This is a genomic window from Methylobacterium sp. B4 (genome assembly GCF_003201865.1).
Classification (GTDB): domain Bacteria; phylum Pseudomonadota; class Alphaproteobacteria; order Rhizobiales; family Beijerinckiaceae; genus Methylobacterium.
Map to the genome: position 1 here is coordinate 47,887 of NZ_QJJJ01000006.1, position 13,260 is coordinate 61,146.

Genomic DNA, 13,260 nt, shown 5'->3' on the forward strand with positions numbered 1-13,260 from the left:
CGCTTACGCCGTCCTTCAGGAGCTCTTGCCCTCAGGAGCTCTTGCCCTCAGGAGGCCTTGACGGGCGCGCCCTTGACGCGGACCTCGGAGATCATCGAGCGGACGACCTTCACGCGCACGTTCGGGGCGATCTCGACTTCGATCTCGGAGCCTTCGTCGGACACCTTGGTGACCCGGCCGATCAGACCTCCGGTGGTCACGATCGTGTCCTCGCGGCGCACGTTCTTGACCATGTTCTGGTGATCCTTGAGCCGGCGCTGCTGCGGGCGCAGGATCAGGAAGTACATGATCACGAAGATCAGGACGAAGGGCACGAATTGCAACGCGACGTCCATGCCGCTTCCGGCACCGGCTCCTTGCGCGAAGGCGGGGGTGATCAACGCGGGTGACTCCTGATCGAGGGCAAGCGGCCCGTGAGGCCCGGCGGCGCCGGAGCCTTACGACGACGGACCTGCCGAGAATGGCTTGCCGAAAAGCGCGCGGACTATAGCGAGGGGCGACTCGAAAGCAACGGCAGGCGGCCGCATCCGGATCGGCGACGGCGAGGTTCCCCTGTCCGGCCTCCTCGGCCTACAAGGCGCCCTCCCCCGAGACCGGACACTCGCCATGGCCTCCGAGCCGACGCCCGCCGATCCCCTCCCCCGCCTTCTCCCGCTCCTGGAGCGGATCGCCGCAGCCCTGGAGCGCGCAGCCCCACCCGCCGTCCCGCGGGTCGATACGGGCGCCGCCGACGCCTTCCTGTGTGGGCCCGAGCGCCGGCTGATTCCGGTGCCGCGGGTCAACCGGGTCGAGATCGGCATCCTCACCGGGATCGACCGCGCCCGCGACACCCTGGTGGAGAACACCGAGCGCTTCGCGAAGGGGTTTCCGGCCAACAACGCCCTGCTCTGGGGCGCGCGCGGCATGGGCAAGTCGTCGCTGGTCAAGGCGGCCCATGCCGAGATCAACGCCCGGCGCTCCGCCGACACGCTGCCGATGAAGCTCGTCGAGATCCACCGGGAGGACATCGAGGCGCTGCCCGAGTTGATGAGCCTGCTGCGCGGCGATCCCCACCGCTGGCTGGTGTTCTGCGACGACCTCTCGTTCGACGCCGACGACACCTCCTACAAGTCGCTCAAGACCGCACTCGACGGCGGCATCGAGGGACGCCCGGAGAACGTCCTGTTCTACGCCACCTCGAACCGGCGCCACCTGCTCGCCCGCGAAATGGTCGAGAACGAGCGCTCCACCGCGATCAATCCCGGCGAGGCGGTGGAGGAGAAGGTCTCGCTCTCCGACCGCTTCGGCCTCTGGCTCGGCTTCCACAAATGCAGCCAGGACGAATATCTGGCGATGATTCGCGCCTATGTGGAGCGCTACCGCCTGACGGTGGAGCCGGACCGGCTGCGGGCCGAGGCGCTCGAATGGGCCACCACCCGCGGCTCGCGCTCGGGACGCACGGCCTTCCAGTTCATCCAGGATCTGGCCGGACGGCTGGGCCAGCGGCTGGAGGGCTAGCCTCGTCCAATCCGCTCGCTCGAACGAAAAGGGCGGCCCCTCGCGGGGCCGCCCTTCGTCCGTCGATGCGTTGAGAAATCAGTTGCCGGCGAGATGCGGCATCGGATCGACCGGGGTCGCGCCCTTGCGGATCTCGAAGTGGAGCTGCGGCGAGGTGACGTTGCCGGTGGCGCCGGACTTGGCGATCGTCTGGCCGCGCTTGACCTTCTCGCCGGGGCGCACGTCCAGCTCGCCGTTATGGGCGTAGGCCGAGACGTAGCCGTTGTTGTGCCGCACCAGAACCAGCTTGCCGTAGCCCTTCACGTCCGAGCCCGCATAGGCCACGGTGCCGTCCTCGGCCGCCTTGACCGGCGTGCCCTCGGGCACGGCGATGTTGATGCCCTCGTTGCCGCTCGAGCCGTAGGCGTTGATGATCCGGCCCTTGGCCGGCCAGCGGAAGGATTCCGCCGCCTGCTGGGCGGGCGGGGCCGCCGCCGGGATCGGAGCGGAGGCGTCGGCGCTCGCCACCTTCACCGGGGCGGACTCCTTCACCGGAGCCTTCGCCGTCTCTTTGGCGGCTTCCTTGGCGGCGGCCTTCGCCGCAGCCTCGGCGGCGCGCGCCTCCGCGACCTTCTTGGCGGCGTCCGCCTTGGCCTGCTTGGCCTCGGCCTCGGCCTTGCGGGCCGCCTCCGCCTTCGCGGCTTCCTTGGCGGCCTCCTTCGGATCCGGCTTGGCCTCGACCTTGGCGACCTTCTCGGGGGCCTTCTGGCCCGGGCGCGCATGCGCCTTGGCATCCGCCGCCTTCTTGGCCTCAGCGGCTTTGGCGTCGGCGAGCTTCCTGGCCTGGGCGGCCTTCTCGGACGCCTTGGCTTCGGCCGCCTTGGCCTCGGCGATCTTGGCGGCGGCGGCCTGACGCTCGGCCTCGCGGCGGGCCTCCGTGGCCTTCGCGGCCGCGGCCTCGGCGGCGCGCTTCTCCGCAGCCCTCTCGGCAGCCTTGTCGACGGGCTTGCCGAACTGGAGCTTGGGCTGCGGCACGGGGGCCGAGGCGCGCGGCGTCATCGCGCGGCCGGAATCCGGGTTCAGGCCCGACACGTTGCCGCCGAACGACTCGGCAGTGGCCACGCGGGTCGCGGTCGGGGCCGGAGCCGGGCCGATCGCCGTGGGACGCGGCGCGGCGGGGCGCGGCGACATCGACGCGCCGGGGGCCGGCAGCGCCTCGGACTGGACCCGCGGCGTGCGGATCGCCGGGGCCGGTGCCATCTCCGGCTCGCCGCCCTCCGGCAGGCTGCCGGTGGCGGAGGGCTCACCCGTCAGCGACGCGAACGGGTTGGAGAAAGGATCGCCGAGGCGCGACGCGTCCGACGAGCAGGCGGCGGTCCCGCCGCCGATCATTCCGATGAGGGCGAAGCGCGACAGCGTCCTCAAGCCCAGAACCGTCCCCCGAACCCGCATCGACGCACCCGTTTGACCTGACGCAACCTGATGCCGCATTCAAACGGGATTCAGGTTAAGCATCCGTTCCCGAGATGCGCGCAGCGTTCAGTTTCACGCCGGGACCGCGAGGGTTGGGACGCCCCGGACACGGGCGGAGCACCGGTTCGAGGGCCGCTTCAGGCGGTGCGCGAGGGGGCGAGCGCCCGCCCCGGCGTCAGCGGTCCGAGCCGCAGCACCACCCCTTCCGTGCGCGCGAAGGCGGCCGCGCCATCGCGGGCCAGCGTCAGGAGCCGGCTCGCCCGCCCCGTCCACAGTCCCGCCACCAGCCGCCCGCCGGATGCGAGCGCGGCGGGCAGGTGCGGCGGCAGCGCCTCCAGGCTGCCGTTGATCAGGATGCGATCGAAGGTCTCCCCGCGAACCGCCTCCTGCGCGAGGCCGTCGGCCACCTCGACGGTGGCGTCGTTCAGGTCGCGCCCGAGATTCTGGCGGGCGGCGCGGGCCAGCCCGTCGTAGCGCTCCACGCTCCGCACGTGGACGGCCCCGAGCCGCACCAGCAGGGCGGTGACGTAGCCCGTGCCGGTGCCGACCTCCAAGACCCGCGCGCCGGGCCGCACATCGAGGGCGCCGAGCATCGCCGCGACGACGCTGGGCGCGCTCATGGTCTGGCCGCAGGCGAGCGGCAGGGCGATGTCCTGCCGGGCGTAGGCGAGCAGGCCCGGCGGGGCGAAGCGCTCCCGCGGCACCCGCTCCATCGCCCGCAGCACGGCGGTGTCGCGCACGCCCCGCTCGCGCAGGGACAGCACGAAGGCGGCGTTGCCCGTCGCGTGCGCCAGCCCCTCGGCGAGCCCGTCGGATTCGTCGGCCTCAGACGCCATGCGCGCCGCCCGGGCCCGGGCGGGCGCTCACCCCTCGAAGCCCTTGGCGAAGCGGGTCAGTTCCGGCTCGTCGGTGAGGTCGAGCCGCAGCGGCGTCACCGAGATGCGGTTCTCGGCGATGGCCTTGAGATCCGTACCGTTGCCGGGCTCGAAGCGGGCCTTGGCGAAGGCGAGCCAGAAATAGGGGTTGCCGCGCCCGTCGTGGCGGGCGTCGATCTGCAGGAGCGCCTGGTTGCGCTGGCCCTGGGCGGAGACCGCCACGCCCTTCACCTCCCCGGGCTCGCAATCGGGGAAGTTCACGTTGACGAGGATGCCGGGCTCGATCCCGATCTCCAGGATCTTCTGGATCACCCGCGGCCCGTGCTCGGCGGCGCAGGCCCATTTCAGGTTGGCCCGCCCGCCCGCGCCGTAGGCCTGGCTGAGCGCGATCGAGCGCACCCCGAGGATGGTGCCCTCCATCGCCCCGGCGATGGTGCCCGAATAGGTCACGTCCTCGGCCACGTTCTGGCCGCGGTTGACGCCCGACAGCACAAGGTCCGGCCGGTGGTCCTTGAGGATGTGGGCGATCCCCATGATCACGCAATCGGAGGGCGTGCCCTTCACCGCGAAGCGCTTCTCGGAGATCTGCCGAAGGCGCAGGGGATCGTTCAGCGAGAGCGAGTGCGACACGCCCGACTGGTCGGATTCGGGGGCGACCACCCACACGTCGTCGCTGAGCGCGCGGGCGATGCCTTCCAGCGCCTCCAGGCCCGGCGCGTGGATGCCGTCGTCGTTGGTGACCAGGATGCGCATCAGTTCTTCGGTCCCTCGATCCGGGTGAGGCCGCCCATGTAGGGCTGGAGCGCCGACGGGATCGTGACGCTGCCGTCGGGGTTCTGGTAGTTCTCCATCACGGCGATCAGCGCGCGGCCGACCGCGACGCCGGAGCCGTTCAGGGTATGGACGAAGTTGACCGCCCTGCCCTCCTTGGCCCGGTAGCGCGCGTTCATCCGCCGCGCCTGGAAATCGCCGCAGACCGAGCAGGAGGAGATCTCGCGATAGGTCTTCTGGCCCGGCACCCAGACCTCGATGTCGTAGGTCTTTTGGGAGGCAAAGCCCATGTCGCCGGTGCAGAGCGTCATCACCCGGTAGGTCAGGTCGAGCTTCTTCAGCACCGCCTCGGCGCAGGCGAGCATCCGCTCGTGCTCCTCCGCCGATTTTTCGGGCGCGGTGATCGAGACCAGCTCGACCTTGTTGAATTGGTGCTGGCGCAGCATGCCGCGGGTGTCGCGCCCGGCCGCCCCAGCCTCGGCGCGGAAGCAGGGGGTGAGCGCGGTGAAGCGCAGGGGGAGCTCGTCCTCGGCCAGGATGCTTTCGCGCACGAGGTTGGTGAGGGGGACCTCCGCCGTGGGGATGAGCCAGAAGCCGTCACCCGCCGCGAACTGGTCGTCGCGGAACTTCGGCAGCTGCGCCGTGCCGAACATCGCCTCGTCGCGCACGAGGATCGGGGGCACCACCTCGGTGTAGCCGTGCTCGCCCGTGTGCAGATCGAGCATGAACTGGCCGAGCGCTCGCTCCAGCCGGGCGAGCTGGCCCTTGAGCACCACGAAGCGCGAGCCGGAGAGCTTGGCCGCCGCCTCGAAATCCATCAGCCCGGTGGCCTCGCCGAGTTCGAAATGCTGGCGGCCCTCCGCCAAGCGCTCGCGCGAGGAGTCGAAGCGTCGATACTCGACATTGCCGTGCTCGTCGGCGCCGGGGGGCACGTCGTCCTTCGGCCGGTTCGGGATCGCGGCGAGGCGTTCATCGAGAGCTTTCGCCGCCTCGCCCTGCGCGGCTTCGAGGCCTGGCGCCTCCTCCTTTAGGCGGGAGACCTCGGCCATCAGCTCGGCGGCGCGCGCTTCGTCCTTCGCCTTCTTGGCGGCACCGATCTCCTTGGAGAGCGCGTTGCGCCGCTCCTGGGCGCCCTGCGCCGCCGAGACGGCGCCCTTGCGCGCGTCGTCGAGGGCGATCAGCTCGGCGCTGAGCGGCGCGAGGCCGCGGCGCTCCAGATCGCGGTCGAAGGCCTCCGGGTTCTCGCGGATGGCGCGGATGTCGTGCATTTCGGGGCTCGTGAGGTCTCAGGCGCGCGAGGGACCCGCTTTGCCGCATCGCCCCCGGCATCACAAGAGCGGGGCGCCGGCACCCGGGATCGCGCCCCGCGGCGCGGGTTTCTCCGCGTGCGCGGCCCCGATCCGCCGCTCGCCCGCCTCCCCTGCGCTCGCCCCCTCGGTCGAGGCAAGAATTCCTGCAAAAATGCTCGGGATAATCCGGCAATATCCCGAGCGGCCTCTCCCACCCGCCGGCTTGCACAGAAACCGCGTCGGCACCATATCTCTGAAAGACCAGCACTTTTTCACGCGCAATGCCCGCTCCTGCAACCGGGCGTCGCCGGCTTAGGCCTCCTTCAAGCCGAACTATGAGAAATATAAGTGTAGGGTCCGCTTGAATTGCGCCCAACGGATTGTCTATATCAAGGGCGTCGAACACGAGGGACCCGCGACCGAGCGGCCACCATCTCAGTTCGAGGTTGGGCCGGTCGAGACATCGACCTTCGTATTCAAATCACTATCAGGAGACACGCCATGAAGTGGTCTGCCCCCGTCGTTGCCGAGATCTGCGTCGGCATGGAAGTCACCTCCTACGAGTCCGCCGAGATCGACACCTTCAACTAAGAAGGCTGTCGCCGGCCCTGCCGGCTCGGTTTCATTCAACGTCCTACCAGGAGAAACGTCATGAAGTGGTCCGCCCCCGTCGTTGCCGAGATCTGCGTCGGCATGGAAGTCACCTCCTACGAGTCCGCCGAGATCGACACCTTCAACTAAGAAGGTTGTCGCCGGGCTGACCCGGTGATCCAAGGGGCGTCGTCCGAAAGGGCGGCGCCCTTTTTCGTTCGGGTAGGCAGCAAAAAAGCGGAAAGGCCGGAGGGTTCGCGTGAACCCTCCGGCCTTTCCGCTTTCCGATGATCGTCCGCGATCAGAGCCGGTAGCGGATCTGGTCGGTCCAGAAGCGCTCCAGGCGGGCGAGCGCTTGGTTGAGGCGGCCGAAATCGTCCTCGGAGATGCCGCCGATCGGCTGGATCGTGCGGGCATGCTTGTCGTAGAGGCCCTGGATCAGGTCGTGGATCTCGCGGCCCTTGGGCGTCAGGCTGATGCGCACGGAGCGCCGGTCCGTCTTGGAGCGGGCATGGTGAAGGAAGCCGGCCTCGACGAGCTTCTTGACGTTGTAGGACACGTTCGAGCCGAGATAGTAGCCCTTCGAGCGCAGCTCGCTGGCGGTCAGTTCCTTGTCGCCGATGTTGTAGAGCAGCAGGGCCTGGACGCTGTTGACGTCCTCGCGGCCGCGCCGGTCGAACTCGTCCTTGATCACGTCGAGCAGGCGGCGGTGCAGACGCTCCACGAGGTGCAGCGCCTCGAGGTAGGAGCCGGCGGCGCCCTGGGCCTCGGGGGCGGTCTCGGAGGTCTTGAGGGCGGTGTTGGCGGCCTTCGTGCTCATCGTCGTGCCTTCCTGTCGGTTCGCGCCGGCTCTTGCTGGCCGGCATCGCTTATGGGTCGAACCTAGGCGGCACCGATGAAAGCGAGTTTAAGCGACAGGATGAACTTCCGATTTACTTCTGTCGGTAAATGCAAAATGAAACGATGATATTGACCACTCGTTCAGCCTACATCGCGCGCCGCCAGCCAGGATAACACGAAGTAAACGGCGACAATGCTTGCCTGCACTGCGATGACGGGTGCCGACATCGGCAGGAGCTGCGGCGTCAGCACCGCCAGCGTCAGGGCCGAGGTTGCGGCGAGCAGCCAGACCACCCCGCCCCAGGCGCTCGTCAGCCACAGGCCGACCGCCGCCACGAAGTCGATCACCGCGAAGTAGACGATGGTCGATTGCCGCCCCAGCGCGAGCTCGGCGAACGGGGTCCGGCCGGGGATCAGGTCGAGGATCTCGCCCCAGGTCGCGAGGCCCTTGGCGAGCCAGACCAGCGCGCTCACGCGCATGAACCAGACCAGCACCACGTCCCAGCGGGTCTGCTGCTTGGGCGAGACGCCCTCGATCCGGTCGCTCGCCGCGGCGCTCGGGCGTCCGCGCCCGTCGCGGGTGGTCCCGACCTTGGCGAGGGCCCTCACGGCCGGGCTCCTTCGTCGGGACCTTGGCTGCCGTCGAACAAGGATTCGGCACCGTCGAGGGAAGCGAGCACCGCCTCGATCGCCCCGGCATCGACGCCCTCCAGGCTGTCGGGCCGCCAGCGGGGCGCGTTGTCCTTGTCGACGATCACCGCCCGCACGCCCTCGTAGAAGTCGTGTTCCTCCATCAGCCGCTCGGCCAGCCGGTACTCGGCGAGCATGGCCTGGGCAAAGCTGAGATCGCCGCCGCGGCGCATCAGGGCGTGGGCGATGACGAGGCTGGTGGGAGAGCGGCCGCGCATCGTGGCGGCGGCCGCTTCGGCGAAGGCGGAGCCTTCCCGCGCCGCCGCGTCGAGCCGCGCCAGGATCTCCGCCACGCTGTCGCCCGAGAAGCAGGCGTCGATCAGCGCCCGCTCCGCGACCAGCGGGCCGGTTTCGGGCTGCGGCGCGTCCAGGCCTTCGAGGGCGCGCGCGATGTCCGCGCCGGCCGCGAGCCGGTCGATGATGGTTTCGAAATCGGCAGCCCGGGCCGTGTGCGTCGCCAGCCCCACCGCCCGCGCGTCGCCCGCGCCGATCCGGCTCCCCGTCAGGGCGAGGTAGCGGCCGATGCAGCCGGGCAGGCGCGGCAGGGCGTAGGTCGTGCCGACATCGGGGAAGAAGCCGATGCCGGTCTCGGGCATGGCGAAGCTGTAGCTCTCGGCCGCCACCCGCACGTCACCGTGCAGCGAGATGCCGACGCCGCCGCCCATCACGATGCCCTCGATCAGCGCGATATAGGGCTTCGGAAAGGTCTTCACGGCCGCGTCGAGGCAGTATTCTCCGCGCCAGAACGCCATCACCTCGGCGTCGCGCCCGGCCTTGCCCAGGGCGTAGATCTGCCGGATGTCGCCGCCCGCGCAGAAGGCGCGCCCGCCCGAGCCGCGCACCACGACCCGCGTGACCCGCGCATCCGCCGCCCAGGCCCGCAGCCGGGCATGCATCGCCTGCACCATCGGCAGGGTCAGGGCGTTGAGCGCCCGCGGCCGCCTCAGGGTGATCACCCCGGCCTCCCCGCGGATCTCGAAGCCGATCTCGGACTCCGCCGATTCCTCCTGCAGCTCCTCTCGCCCGGCCGCCTGCCCGTCCGCCATTCCGCGCTCCACCGCCCGCGCTCCCTCCACCGTGCCGTCACGCCCCGAGCGATGCCCGCCGCGTGGCGGCACGGGCTCGGCGCGGGGCCTGTCTCGCGGCCCCTTAGACGGACTCCCGCGCGGGGCGTCAACGCGGCGGGTTCGGTCTCCCTCGAGAGCAACCGCGCGACACCGTGGGAGCGGCTTCGCGGCGCGAGGCGGGGGGTTTCGGGGCGAACGTATCGTCGAGGTCGTGGCCGATCTCGGCTGCCGCCTCGGCCTGGCCACCGTGGCTGAGGGCGTCGAGGCCGCGTCGCATCTGGCCCTCGTCACCGCCGAGGGCCGCACCGAGGTGCAGGGTGACCGGCGCGGGCGCCCCACGCGCGCGATGCCGCCGCGATCACACGGCTCGCGGCCCGCGCGAACGAAGCATCGGGCGAGAAGCGGGACGAGCACGGCGGCGCGGCGGACCGAAGCGATCGCCCTCCGATACTGATTTCGCCGCGGGTTCTCCCCACCCTGCATTTGTTGTTGAGGCATCACCGGCTCCGTTGCGAGGGTGGCGTTCGGGGAAAGCCCGCGCGATCCGGACCGGGATTGCCGGGGCGTCCCTCGCGCCGGGGCGGAAAGGGGCCGGACATTGCCTCGCTACTTCTTCGACATCGCCGACGAGGCCGTCGTGATCGACGCGAGCGGCCGGGAACTGGCCGACCCGACCGCCGCGCGGGCCGAGGCGCTGGCGCGGGCGGCGGATTATGCCGCCGACCCGGTGAAGCTCGGCGGGTCCGGCATCCTCGTGGTAACCGTGCGCGAGGCGCCCGACACGGTGCTGATGCGCCTGCGCCTCGTCTGTCAGGTCGAGGATCTGACCGGCTGACGGCGGTTGCGGTGCCGGGGAGGCTGCCCTGCGGCGACGGCGCCTTTCGGGCGCGAAAGCGGATGTGGTAGGGCGCTTACCGCTGCTGCCCGCGCGCGCCGCTCTCCGCGAACCGGATGCGGGCGGGACGCGCCGTCCGGAGTCCGCGCGCGACGAACCGCCGTCGCATGAAGGCTCCGAAGTCCTTGTTGTGCAAGTCCTTGTTGTGACGGACCCTCCCCCGCGGCCGGAACGGCGTCCGGTCCGCCTCGGAAGCGTTCGAGAAGCGACCGGAGTCCCAGGACCATGTCAGACGCAACGCCGCGCCCGCTCGCCATCGAGACCGCGCGCGAGGCCGCCCCCGGCGCCGGGCCGCTGAGCCTCACCCAGCGCCCGCGCCGCAACCGCAAGGCGGAGTGGTCGCGCCGCCTCGTGCGCGAGCATACGCTCACCGTCGACGACCTGATCTGGCCGCTCTTCGTGATCGAGGGCGAGCGGCGACGCGAGCCGATCGCCTCCATGCCCGGCGTCGAGCGCCTCAGCGTCGACGAGATCGTGCGCGAGGCCGAGCGCGCGGCCCGGCTCGGCATCCCGGCGATCTCGTTCTTCCCCTACACCGAGCCGGGTCTGCGGGACCCGACGGGCTCCGAGGCTCTGAACCGCGAAAACCTCGTCTGCCGGGCGGTGCGGGCGGTGAAGCGGGCGGTGCCGGAGATCGGTGTGATGACCGACGTGGCGCTCGATCCCTATACCAGCCACGGCCATGACGGGCTGATCGAGGACGGCGCCATCCTCAACGACGAGACCGTGGCGGTGCTGGTCGAGCAGAGCCTGATCCAGGCCGAGGCCGGCACCGACATCATCGCCCCCTCGGACATGATGGACGGGCGCGTCGGCGCGATCCGCACCGGCCTCGACCGGGCCGGCTTTCGCGACGTGCAGATCATGGCCTACGCCGCGAAATACGCCAGCGCCTTCTACGGTCCGTTCCGCGACGCCATCGGCACCAGCGCGGCGCTGGTGGGCGACAAGCGCACCTACCAGATGGACCCCGGCAACGCGGCGGAGGCCTTGCGCGAGGTCGCGCTGGATCTCGCCGAGGGCGCCGACTCGGTGATGGTCAAGCCGGGCCTGCCCTATCTCGACATCATCACCCGGGTGAAGACCGCGTTCGCGGTGCCGACCTTCGCCTACCAGGTGTCGGGCGAGTACGCGATGATCGAGGCCGCCGCCCGCAACGGCTGGCTCGACGGCGAGCGTGCCATGACCGAGAGCCTGCTCGCCTTCAAGCGGGCGGGCGCCGACGGCGTGCTGACCTACTACGCCCCCCGCGTCGCCGAGCGCCTGCGCGGCGGCGCCTGATCGGGACGCGGCCGGAATGCGCCGGAAGGGCCGGGGTGCGGCGCTGGCCGGCGCCCTCGCCGTCTGGCTCGTCGGCGGCGCGGCCTGCGACAGCGCCCTCGACGCACGCCGCGCCGCGCTCTGCCGCCGGGCCGTGCCGGCGCTGGCCCCGCCCGGGGCAGACATCACCCTCCTGCGGGTCGGCCCCGGCGCGAGCCGCGGCAGTGTGCGCGTCGATTACCGCCTCGCAGGCGCCGGCGGGCCCCCCCTGAAGGGCGAGGCCGCCCGCCCCCGCCACCTCGTTTGCGGCTTCGGCCCGGGCGACGACCTCACCGCGGTCACGACCGAGCGGGGACCGGTCAACGGCGCCTCCCTCTACCTGCTCAAGCGCTACTATCTGGCGAGCCCCGAGGCCGAGGCGGCCGATCCCGGCGGCGGAGGCTGAGAAGCTCCGCTTCCCCCGCATGCCCTCCTCCCGGCATCCCTCTCAATATCCCTCTTGGCAGCGCAGCCCGGTCTTCCCACCTGAACCGGGTTGCACGCAGCGGTCGAGGGAGCGCCGGACATGACAGATTTCCAGCCCGGCTATCAGCCCGGTTACAGCGACCCGACCGGAATGCCGGGCCAGGGCGGCTTTCCCGTGCCCTACGTCCGGGCGAGCCTGGGCGGGCGCACGGTCGCCTACCTGCTCGATCTGGCCTTCATTTTCGCGTTCACGGCGGTGCTCGCCACCGCGATCGCGATTCTGGGCGTTCTCACCTTCGGCTTCGCCTGGATGCTGTTCCCGATCCTCGGCATCAGCGGCATCCTCTACAGCGCGATCACCGTGGGCGGCCACAAGCAGAGCACGCTGGGCATGCGCATGATGGGCCTGCGCGTGGTGGCGCCCGAGAGCGGCCGCCCGGTCGACATGCTCACGGCGGCGATCCACGCCCTGCTGTTCTACGTGGCGATCTCGACCTTCCTGCTCTGGTGCCTCGACATCGTGTTCGGCCTCGTCCGCCCCGACCGGCGCCTCGGCCACGATCTGCTGCTCGGTCTCGCCGTCGTGCGGATCTGACCGGCGCGCGACTACGCCGTTTGGGCGATCCCGCGGCGGCGGAAAGCCGCCGCCGACACCCATCAATCCAGTTGAGCGCCGCCGCGATCCCGCTACACTGACACCTCGGCGGTGCAGTTCTTTCGCTGCCGCCGGCCCCGAGGGCGAGCCTTCCGAGCGTGACGAGCCATCCGCGCGACACCCCGCAATTCTACCTCACGGCGCCCTCCCCCTGCCCCTACCTGCCGGGCCAGGAGGAGCGGAAGGTGTTCACCCACCTCGTCGGGCGCCGCGCGCGCGATCTCAACGAGATCCTGACCCAGGGCGGCTTTCGCCGCTCGCAGACCATCGCCTACAGGCCGGCCTGCGAAACCTGCCGTGCCTGCGTCTCGGTGCGGGTCGTGGTCGAGGATTTCGCCATCACCGGCAGCCAGCGCCGCATCCTCCAGCGCAATGCCGGGCTGATCGGCACGCCCGAGCCCAACCGCCCGGCTTCCGAGCAATACGCGCTGTTCCGCCGCTACCTCGACGCCCGACACGGCGATGGCGGCATGGTCGACATGACCGTGCTCGACTACGCCATGATGATCGAGGACAGCCACGTCGACACGCATCTCGTGGTCTATCGCGAGCGCGGCCCCGACAGCGCGATCCACGGCCGCGGCACCGGCGCGCCCGTTGCCGTCTGCCTCACCGACGTGCTCGCCGACGGCCTGTCGATGGTCTACTCGTTCTACGACCCGGCCCAGGCCAGCCGGTCGCTCGGCACCTACATGATCCTCGACCACATCCAGCGCGCCCGCGCGCTCGGCCTGCCGTATCTCTATCTCGGCTACTGGGTCGATGGCTCCCGCAAGATGGACTACAAGGCCAAGTTCCTGCCCCAGGAGCGGCTGATGCCCCAGGGCTGGATGCGGGTAGAATAGCGCGGCGCTCAGAAAACCTTCGGGCTCCCACCCCTCCACACCTTGAATGGTAACTTTTAAGGTACTGT

At 70.6% G+C, this 13,260-nt stretch carries 16 protein-coding genes; 8 read left to right on the top strand and 8 right to left on the bottom strand.

The genetic code is table 11. The features are described 5' to 3' along the window. Positions 1-47: 47 nt before the first annotated feature. Entirely contained in the window at positions 48-380 is a 333-nt protein-coding gene (gene yajC, locus BY998_RS10375; RefSeq protein WP_110351553.1) for a preprotein translocase subunit YajC, read from the bottom strand. Between the two features lie 226 nt (positions 381-606). Between yajC and BY998_RS10380 the strand changes: the two genes are divergently transcribed. Next, positions 607-1,497, top strand: a complete 891-nt coding sequence (locus BY998_RS10380; protein ID WP_110351554.1) for an ATP-binding protein — start codon at positions 607-609, stop codon at positions 1,495-1,497. A gap of 78 nt (positions 1,498-1,575) precedes the next feature. Here BY998_RS10380 and BY998_RS10385 read toward each other — a convergent pair whose 3' ends face one another. The 4 genes from BY998_RS10385 to serS form a co-directional block, all read right to left on the bottom strand. Continuing rightward, positions 1,576-2,928, bottom strand: coding sequence for a M23 family metallopeptidase (locus BY998_RS10385; RefSeq protein ID WP_110351555.1), 1,353 nt, complete (start codon positions 2,926-2,928; stop codon positions 1,576-1,578). Between the two features lie 158 nt (positions 2,929-3,086). Continuing rightward, positions 3,087-3,785 carry a methyltransferase domain-containing protein gene (locus BY998_RS10390; RefSeq protein ID WP_110351556.1) on the bottom strand — a complete coding sequence of 233 codons (699 nt, stop codon included), beginning with the start codon at positions 3,783-3,785 and terminating at the stop codon, positions 3,087-3,089. 27 nt (positions 3,786-3,812) lie between these two features. Continuing rightward, positions 3,813-4,577, bottom strand: a complete 765-nt coding sequence (gene surE / locus BY998_RS10395; RefSeq protein WP_110351557.1) for a 5'/3'-nucleotidase SurE — start codon at positions 4,575-4,577, stop codon at positions 3,813-3,815. Next, complete coding sequence (gene serS, locus BY998_RS10400; RefSeq protein WP_110351558.1) at positions 4,577-5,863, bottom strand: serine--tRNA ligase; 1,287 nt, start codon at positions 5,861-5,863, stop codon at positions 4,577-4,579. The genes surE and serS overlap by 1 nt, the downstream gene beginning before the upstream one ends. A 522-nt stretch (positions 5,864-6,385) precedes the next feature. Between serS and pqqA (BY998_RS10405) the strand changes: the two genes are divergently transcribed. Continuing rightward, the gene (pqqA, locus tag BY998_RS10405; protein ID WP_015857429.1) at positions 6,386-6,475 is read left to right on the top strand and encodes a pyrroloquinoline quinone precursor peptide PqqA; all 90 of its coding nucleotides are present in this window, start codon (positions 6,386-6,388) and stop codon (positions 6,473-6,475) included. Between the two features lie 60 nt (positions 6,476-6,535). Continuing rightward, positions 6,536-6,625: a pyrroloquinoline quinone precursor peptide PqqA gene (gene pqqA / locus BY998_RS10410; RefSeq protein ID WP_015857429.1), complete on the top strand. Its 90-nt coding sequence runs from the start codon at positions 6,536-6,538 to the stop codon at positions 6,623-6,625. A gap of 151 nt (positions 6,626-6,776) precedes the next feature. Here pqqA (BY998_RS10410) and BY998_RS10415 read toward each other — a convergent pair whose 3' ends face one another. The 3 genes from BY998_RS10415 to BY998_RS10425 all read right to left on the bottom strand — a co-directional run bounded on the left by BY998_RS10415 (position 6,777) and on the right by BY998_RS10425 (position 9,051). Continuing rightward, positions 6,777-7,295 carry a winged helix DNA-binding protein gene (locus BY998_RS10415; protein WP_110351559.1) on the bottom strand — a complete coding sequence of 173 codons (519 nt, stop codon included), beginning with the start codon at positions 7,293-7,295 and terminating at the stop codon, positions 6,777-6,779. 161 nt (positions 7,296-7,456) lie between these two features. Beyond that, on the bottom strand, positions 7,457-7,924 hold the full coding sequence (locus tag BY998_RS10420; protein WP_110351560.1) for a DUF6163 family protein: 468 nt from the start codon (positions 7,922-7,924) through the stop codon (positions 7,457-7,459). Continuing rightward, a complete protein-coding gene (locus BY998_RS10425) occupies positions 7,921-9,051 on the bottom strand; it encodes an enoyl-CoA hydratase/isomerase family protein (RefSeq protein ID WP_110351561.1) in 1,131 nt (376 codons plus the stop codon). Before BY998_RS10425 ends, BY998_RS10420 begins: the two co-directional genes overlap by 4 nt. 619 nt (positions 9,052-9,670) lie before the next feature. On the opposite strand from BY998_RS10425, the gene BY998_RS10435 reads away from it, so the two are divergent. The 5 genes from BY998_RS10435 to BY998_RS10455 all read left to right on the top strand — a co-directional run bounded on the left by BY998_RS10435 (position 9,671) and on the right by BY998_RS10455 (position 13,192). Further along, the gene (locus BY998_RS10435; RefSeq protein ID WP_110351563.1) at positions 9,671-9,907 is read left to right on the top strand and encodes a hypothetical protein; all 237 of its coding nucleotides are present in this window, start codon (positions 9,671-9,673) and stop codon (positions 9,905-9,907) included. Between the two features lie 285 nt (positions 9,908-10,192). Continuing rightward, the gene (gene hemB, locus BY998_RS10440) at positions 10,193-11,248 is read left to right on the top strand and encodes a porphobilinogen synthase (RefSeq protein WP_110351564.1); all 1,056 of its coding nucleotides are present in this window, start codon (positions 10,193-10,195) and stop codon (positions 11,246-11,248) included. A gap of 16 nt (positions 11,249-11,264) precedes the next feature. Continuing rightward, on the top strand, positions 11,265-11,672 hold the full coding sequence (locus BY998_RS10445; RefSeq protein WP_110351565.1) for a hypothetical protein: 408 nt from the start codon (positions 11,265-11,267) through the stop codon (positions 11,670-11,672). Positions 11,673-11,792: 120 nt separating this feature from the next. Next, on the top strand, positions 11,793-12,287 hold the full coding sequence (locus BY998_RS10450; RefSeq protein WP_110351566.1) for an RDD family protein: 495 nt from the start codon (positions 11,793-11,795) through the stop codon (positions 12,285-12,287). 158 nt (positions 12,288-12,445) lie between these two features. Then, positions 12,446-13,192: an arginyltransferase gene (locus tag BY998_RS10455; RefSeq protein ID WP_110351567.1), complete on the top strand. Its 747-nt coding sequence runs from the start codon at positions 12,446-12,448 to the stop codon at positions 13,190-13,192. Positions 13,193-13,260 lie beyond the last annotated feature (68 nt).

Excerpts from the sequence above, each read along its gene's own strand:
- BY998_RS10415 (WP_110351559.1), bottom strand. The coding sequence starts at position 7,295 with ATGAGCACGAAGGCCGCCAACACCGCCCTCAAGACCTCCGAGACCGCC.
- BY998_RS10450 (WP_110351566.1), top strand. The coding sequence starts at position 11,793 with ATGACAGATTTCCAGCCCGGCTATCAGCCCGGTTACAGCGACCCGACC.
- BY998_RS10380 (WP_110351554.1), top strand. The coding sequence starts at position 607 with ATGGCCTCCGAGCCGACGCCCGCCGATCCCCTCCCCCGCCTTCTCCCG.
- BY998_RS10425 (WP_110351561.1), bottom strand. The coding sequence starts at position 9,051 with ATGGCGGACGGGCAGGCGGCCGGGCGAGAGGAGCTGCAGGAGGAATCG.
- BY998_RS10390 (WP_110351556.1), bottom strand. The coding sequence starts at position 3,785 with ATGGCGTCTGAGGCCGACGAATCCGACGGGCTCGCCGAGGGGCTGGCG.
- serS (WP_110351558.1), bottom strand. The coding sequence starts at position 5,863 with ATGCACGACATCCGCGCCATCCGCGAGAACCCGGAGGCCTTCGACCGC.
- BY998_RS10385 (WP_110351555.1), bottom strand. The coding sequence starts at position 2,928 with ATGCGGGTTCGGGGGACGGTTCTGGGCTTGAGGACGCTGTCGCGCTTC.
- pqqA (WP_015857429.1), top strand. The coding sequence starts at position 6,386 with ATGAAGTGGTCTGCCCCCGTCGTTGCCGAGATCTGCGTCGGCATGGAA.
- pqqA (WP_015857429.1), top strand. The coding sequence starts at position 6,536 with ATGAAGTGGTCCGCCCCCGTCGTTGCCGAGATCTGCGTCGGCATGGAA.
- surE (WP_110351557.1), bottom strand. The coding sequence starts at position 4,577 with ATGCGCATCCTGGTCACCAACGACGACGGCATCCACGCGCCGGGCCTG.
- BY998_RS10445 (WP_110351565.1), top strand. The coding sequence starts at position 11,265 with ATGCGCCGGAAGGGCCGGGGTGCGGCGCTGGCCGGCGCCCTCGCCGTC.
- hemB (WP_110351564.1), top strand. The coding sequence starts at position 10,193 with ATGTCAGACGCAACGCCGCGCCCGCTCGCCATCGAGACCGCGCGCGAG.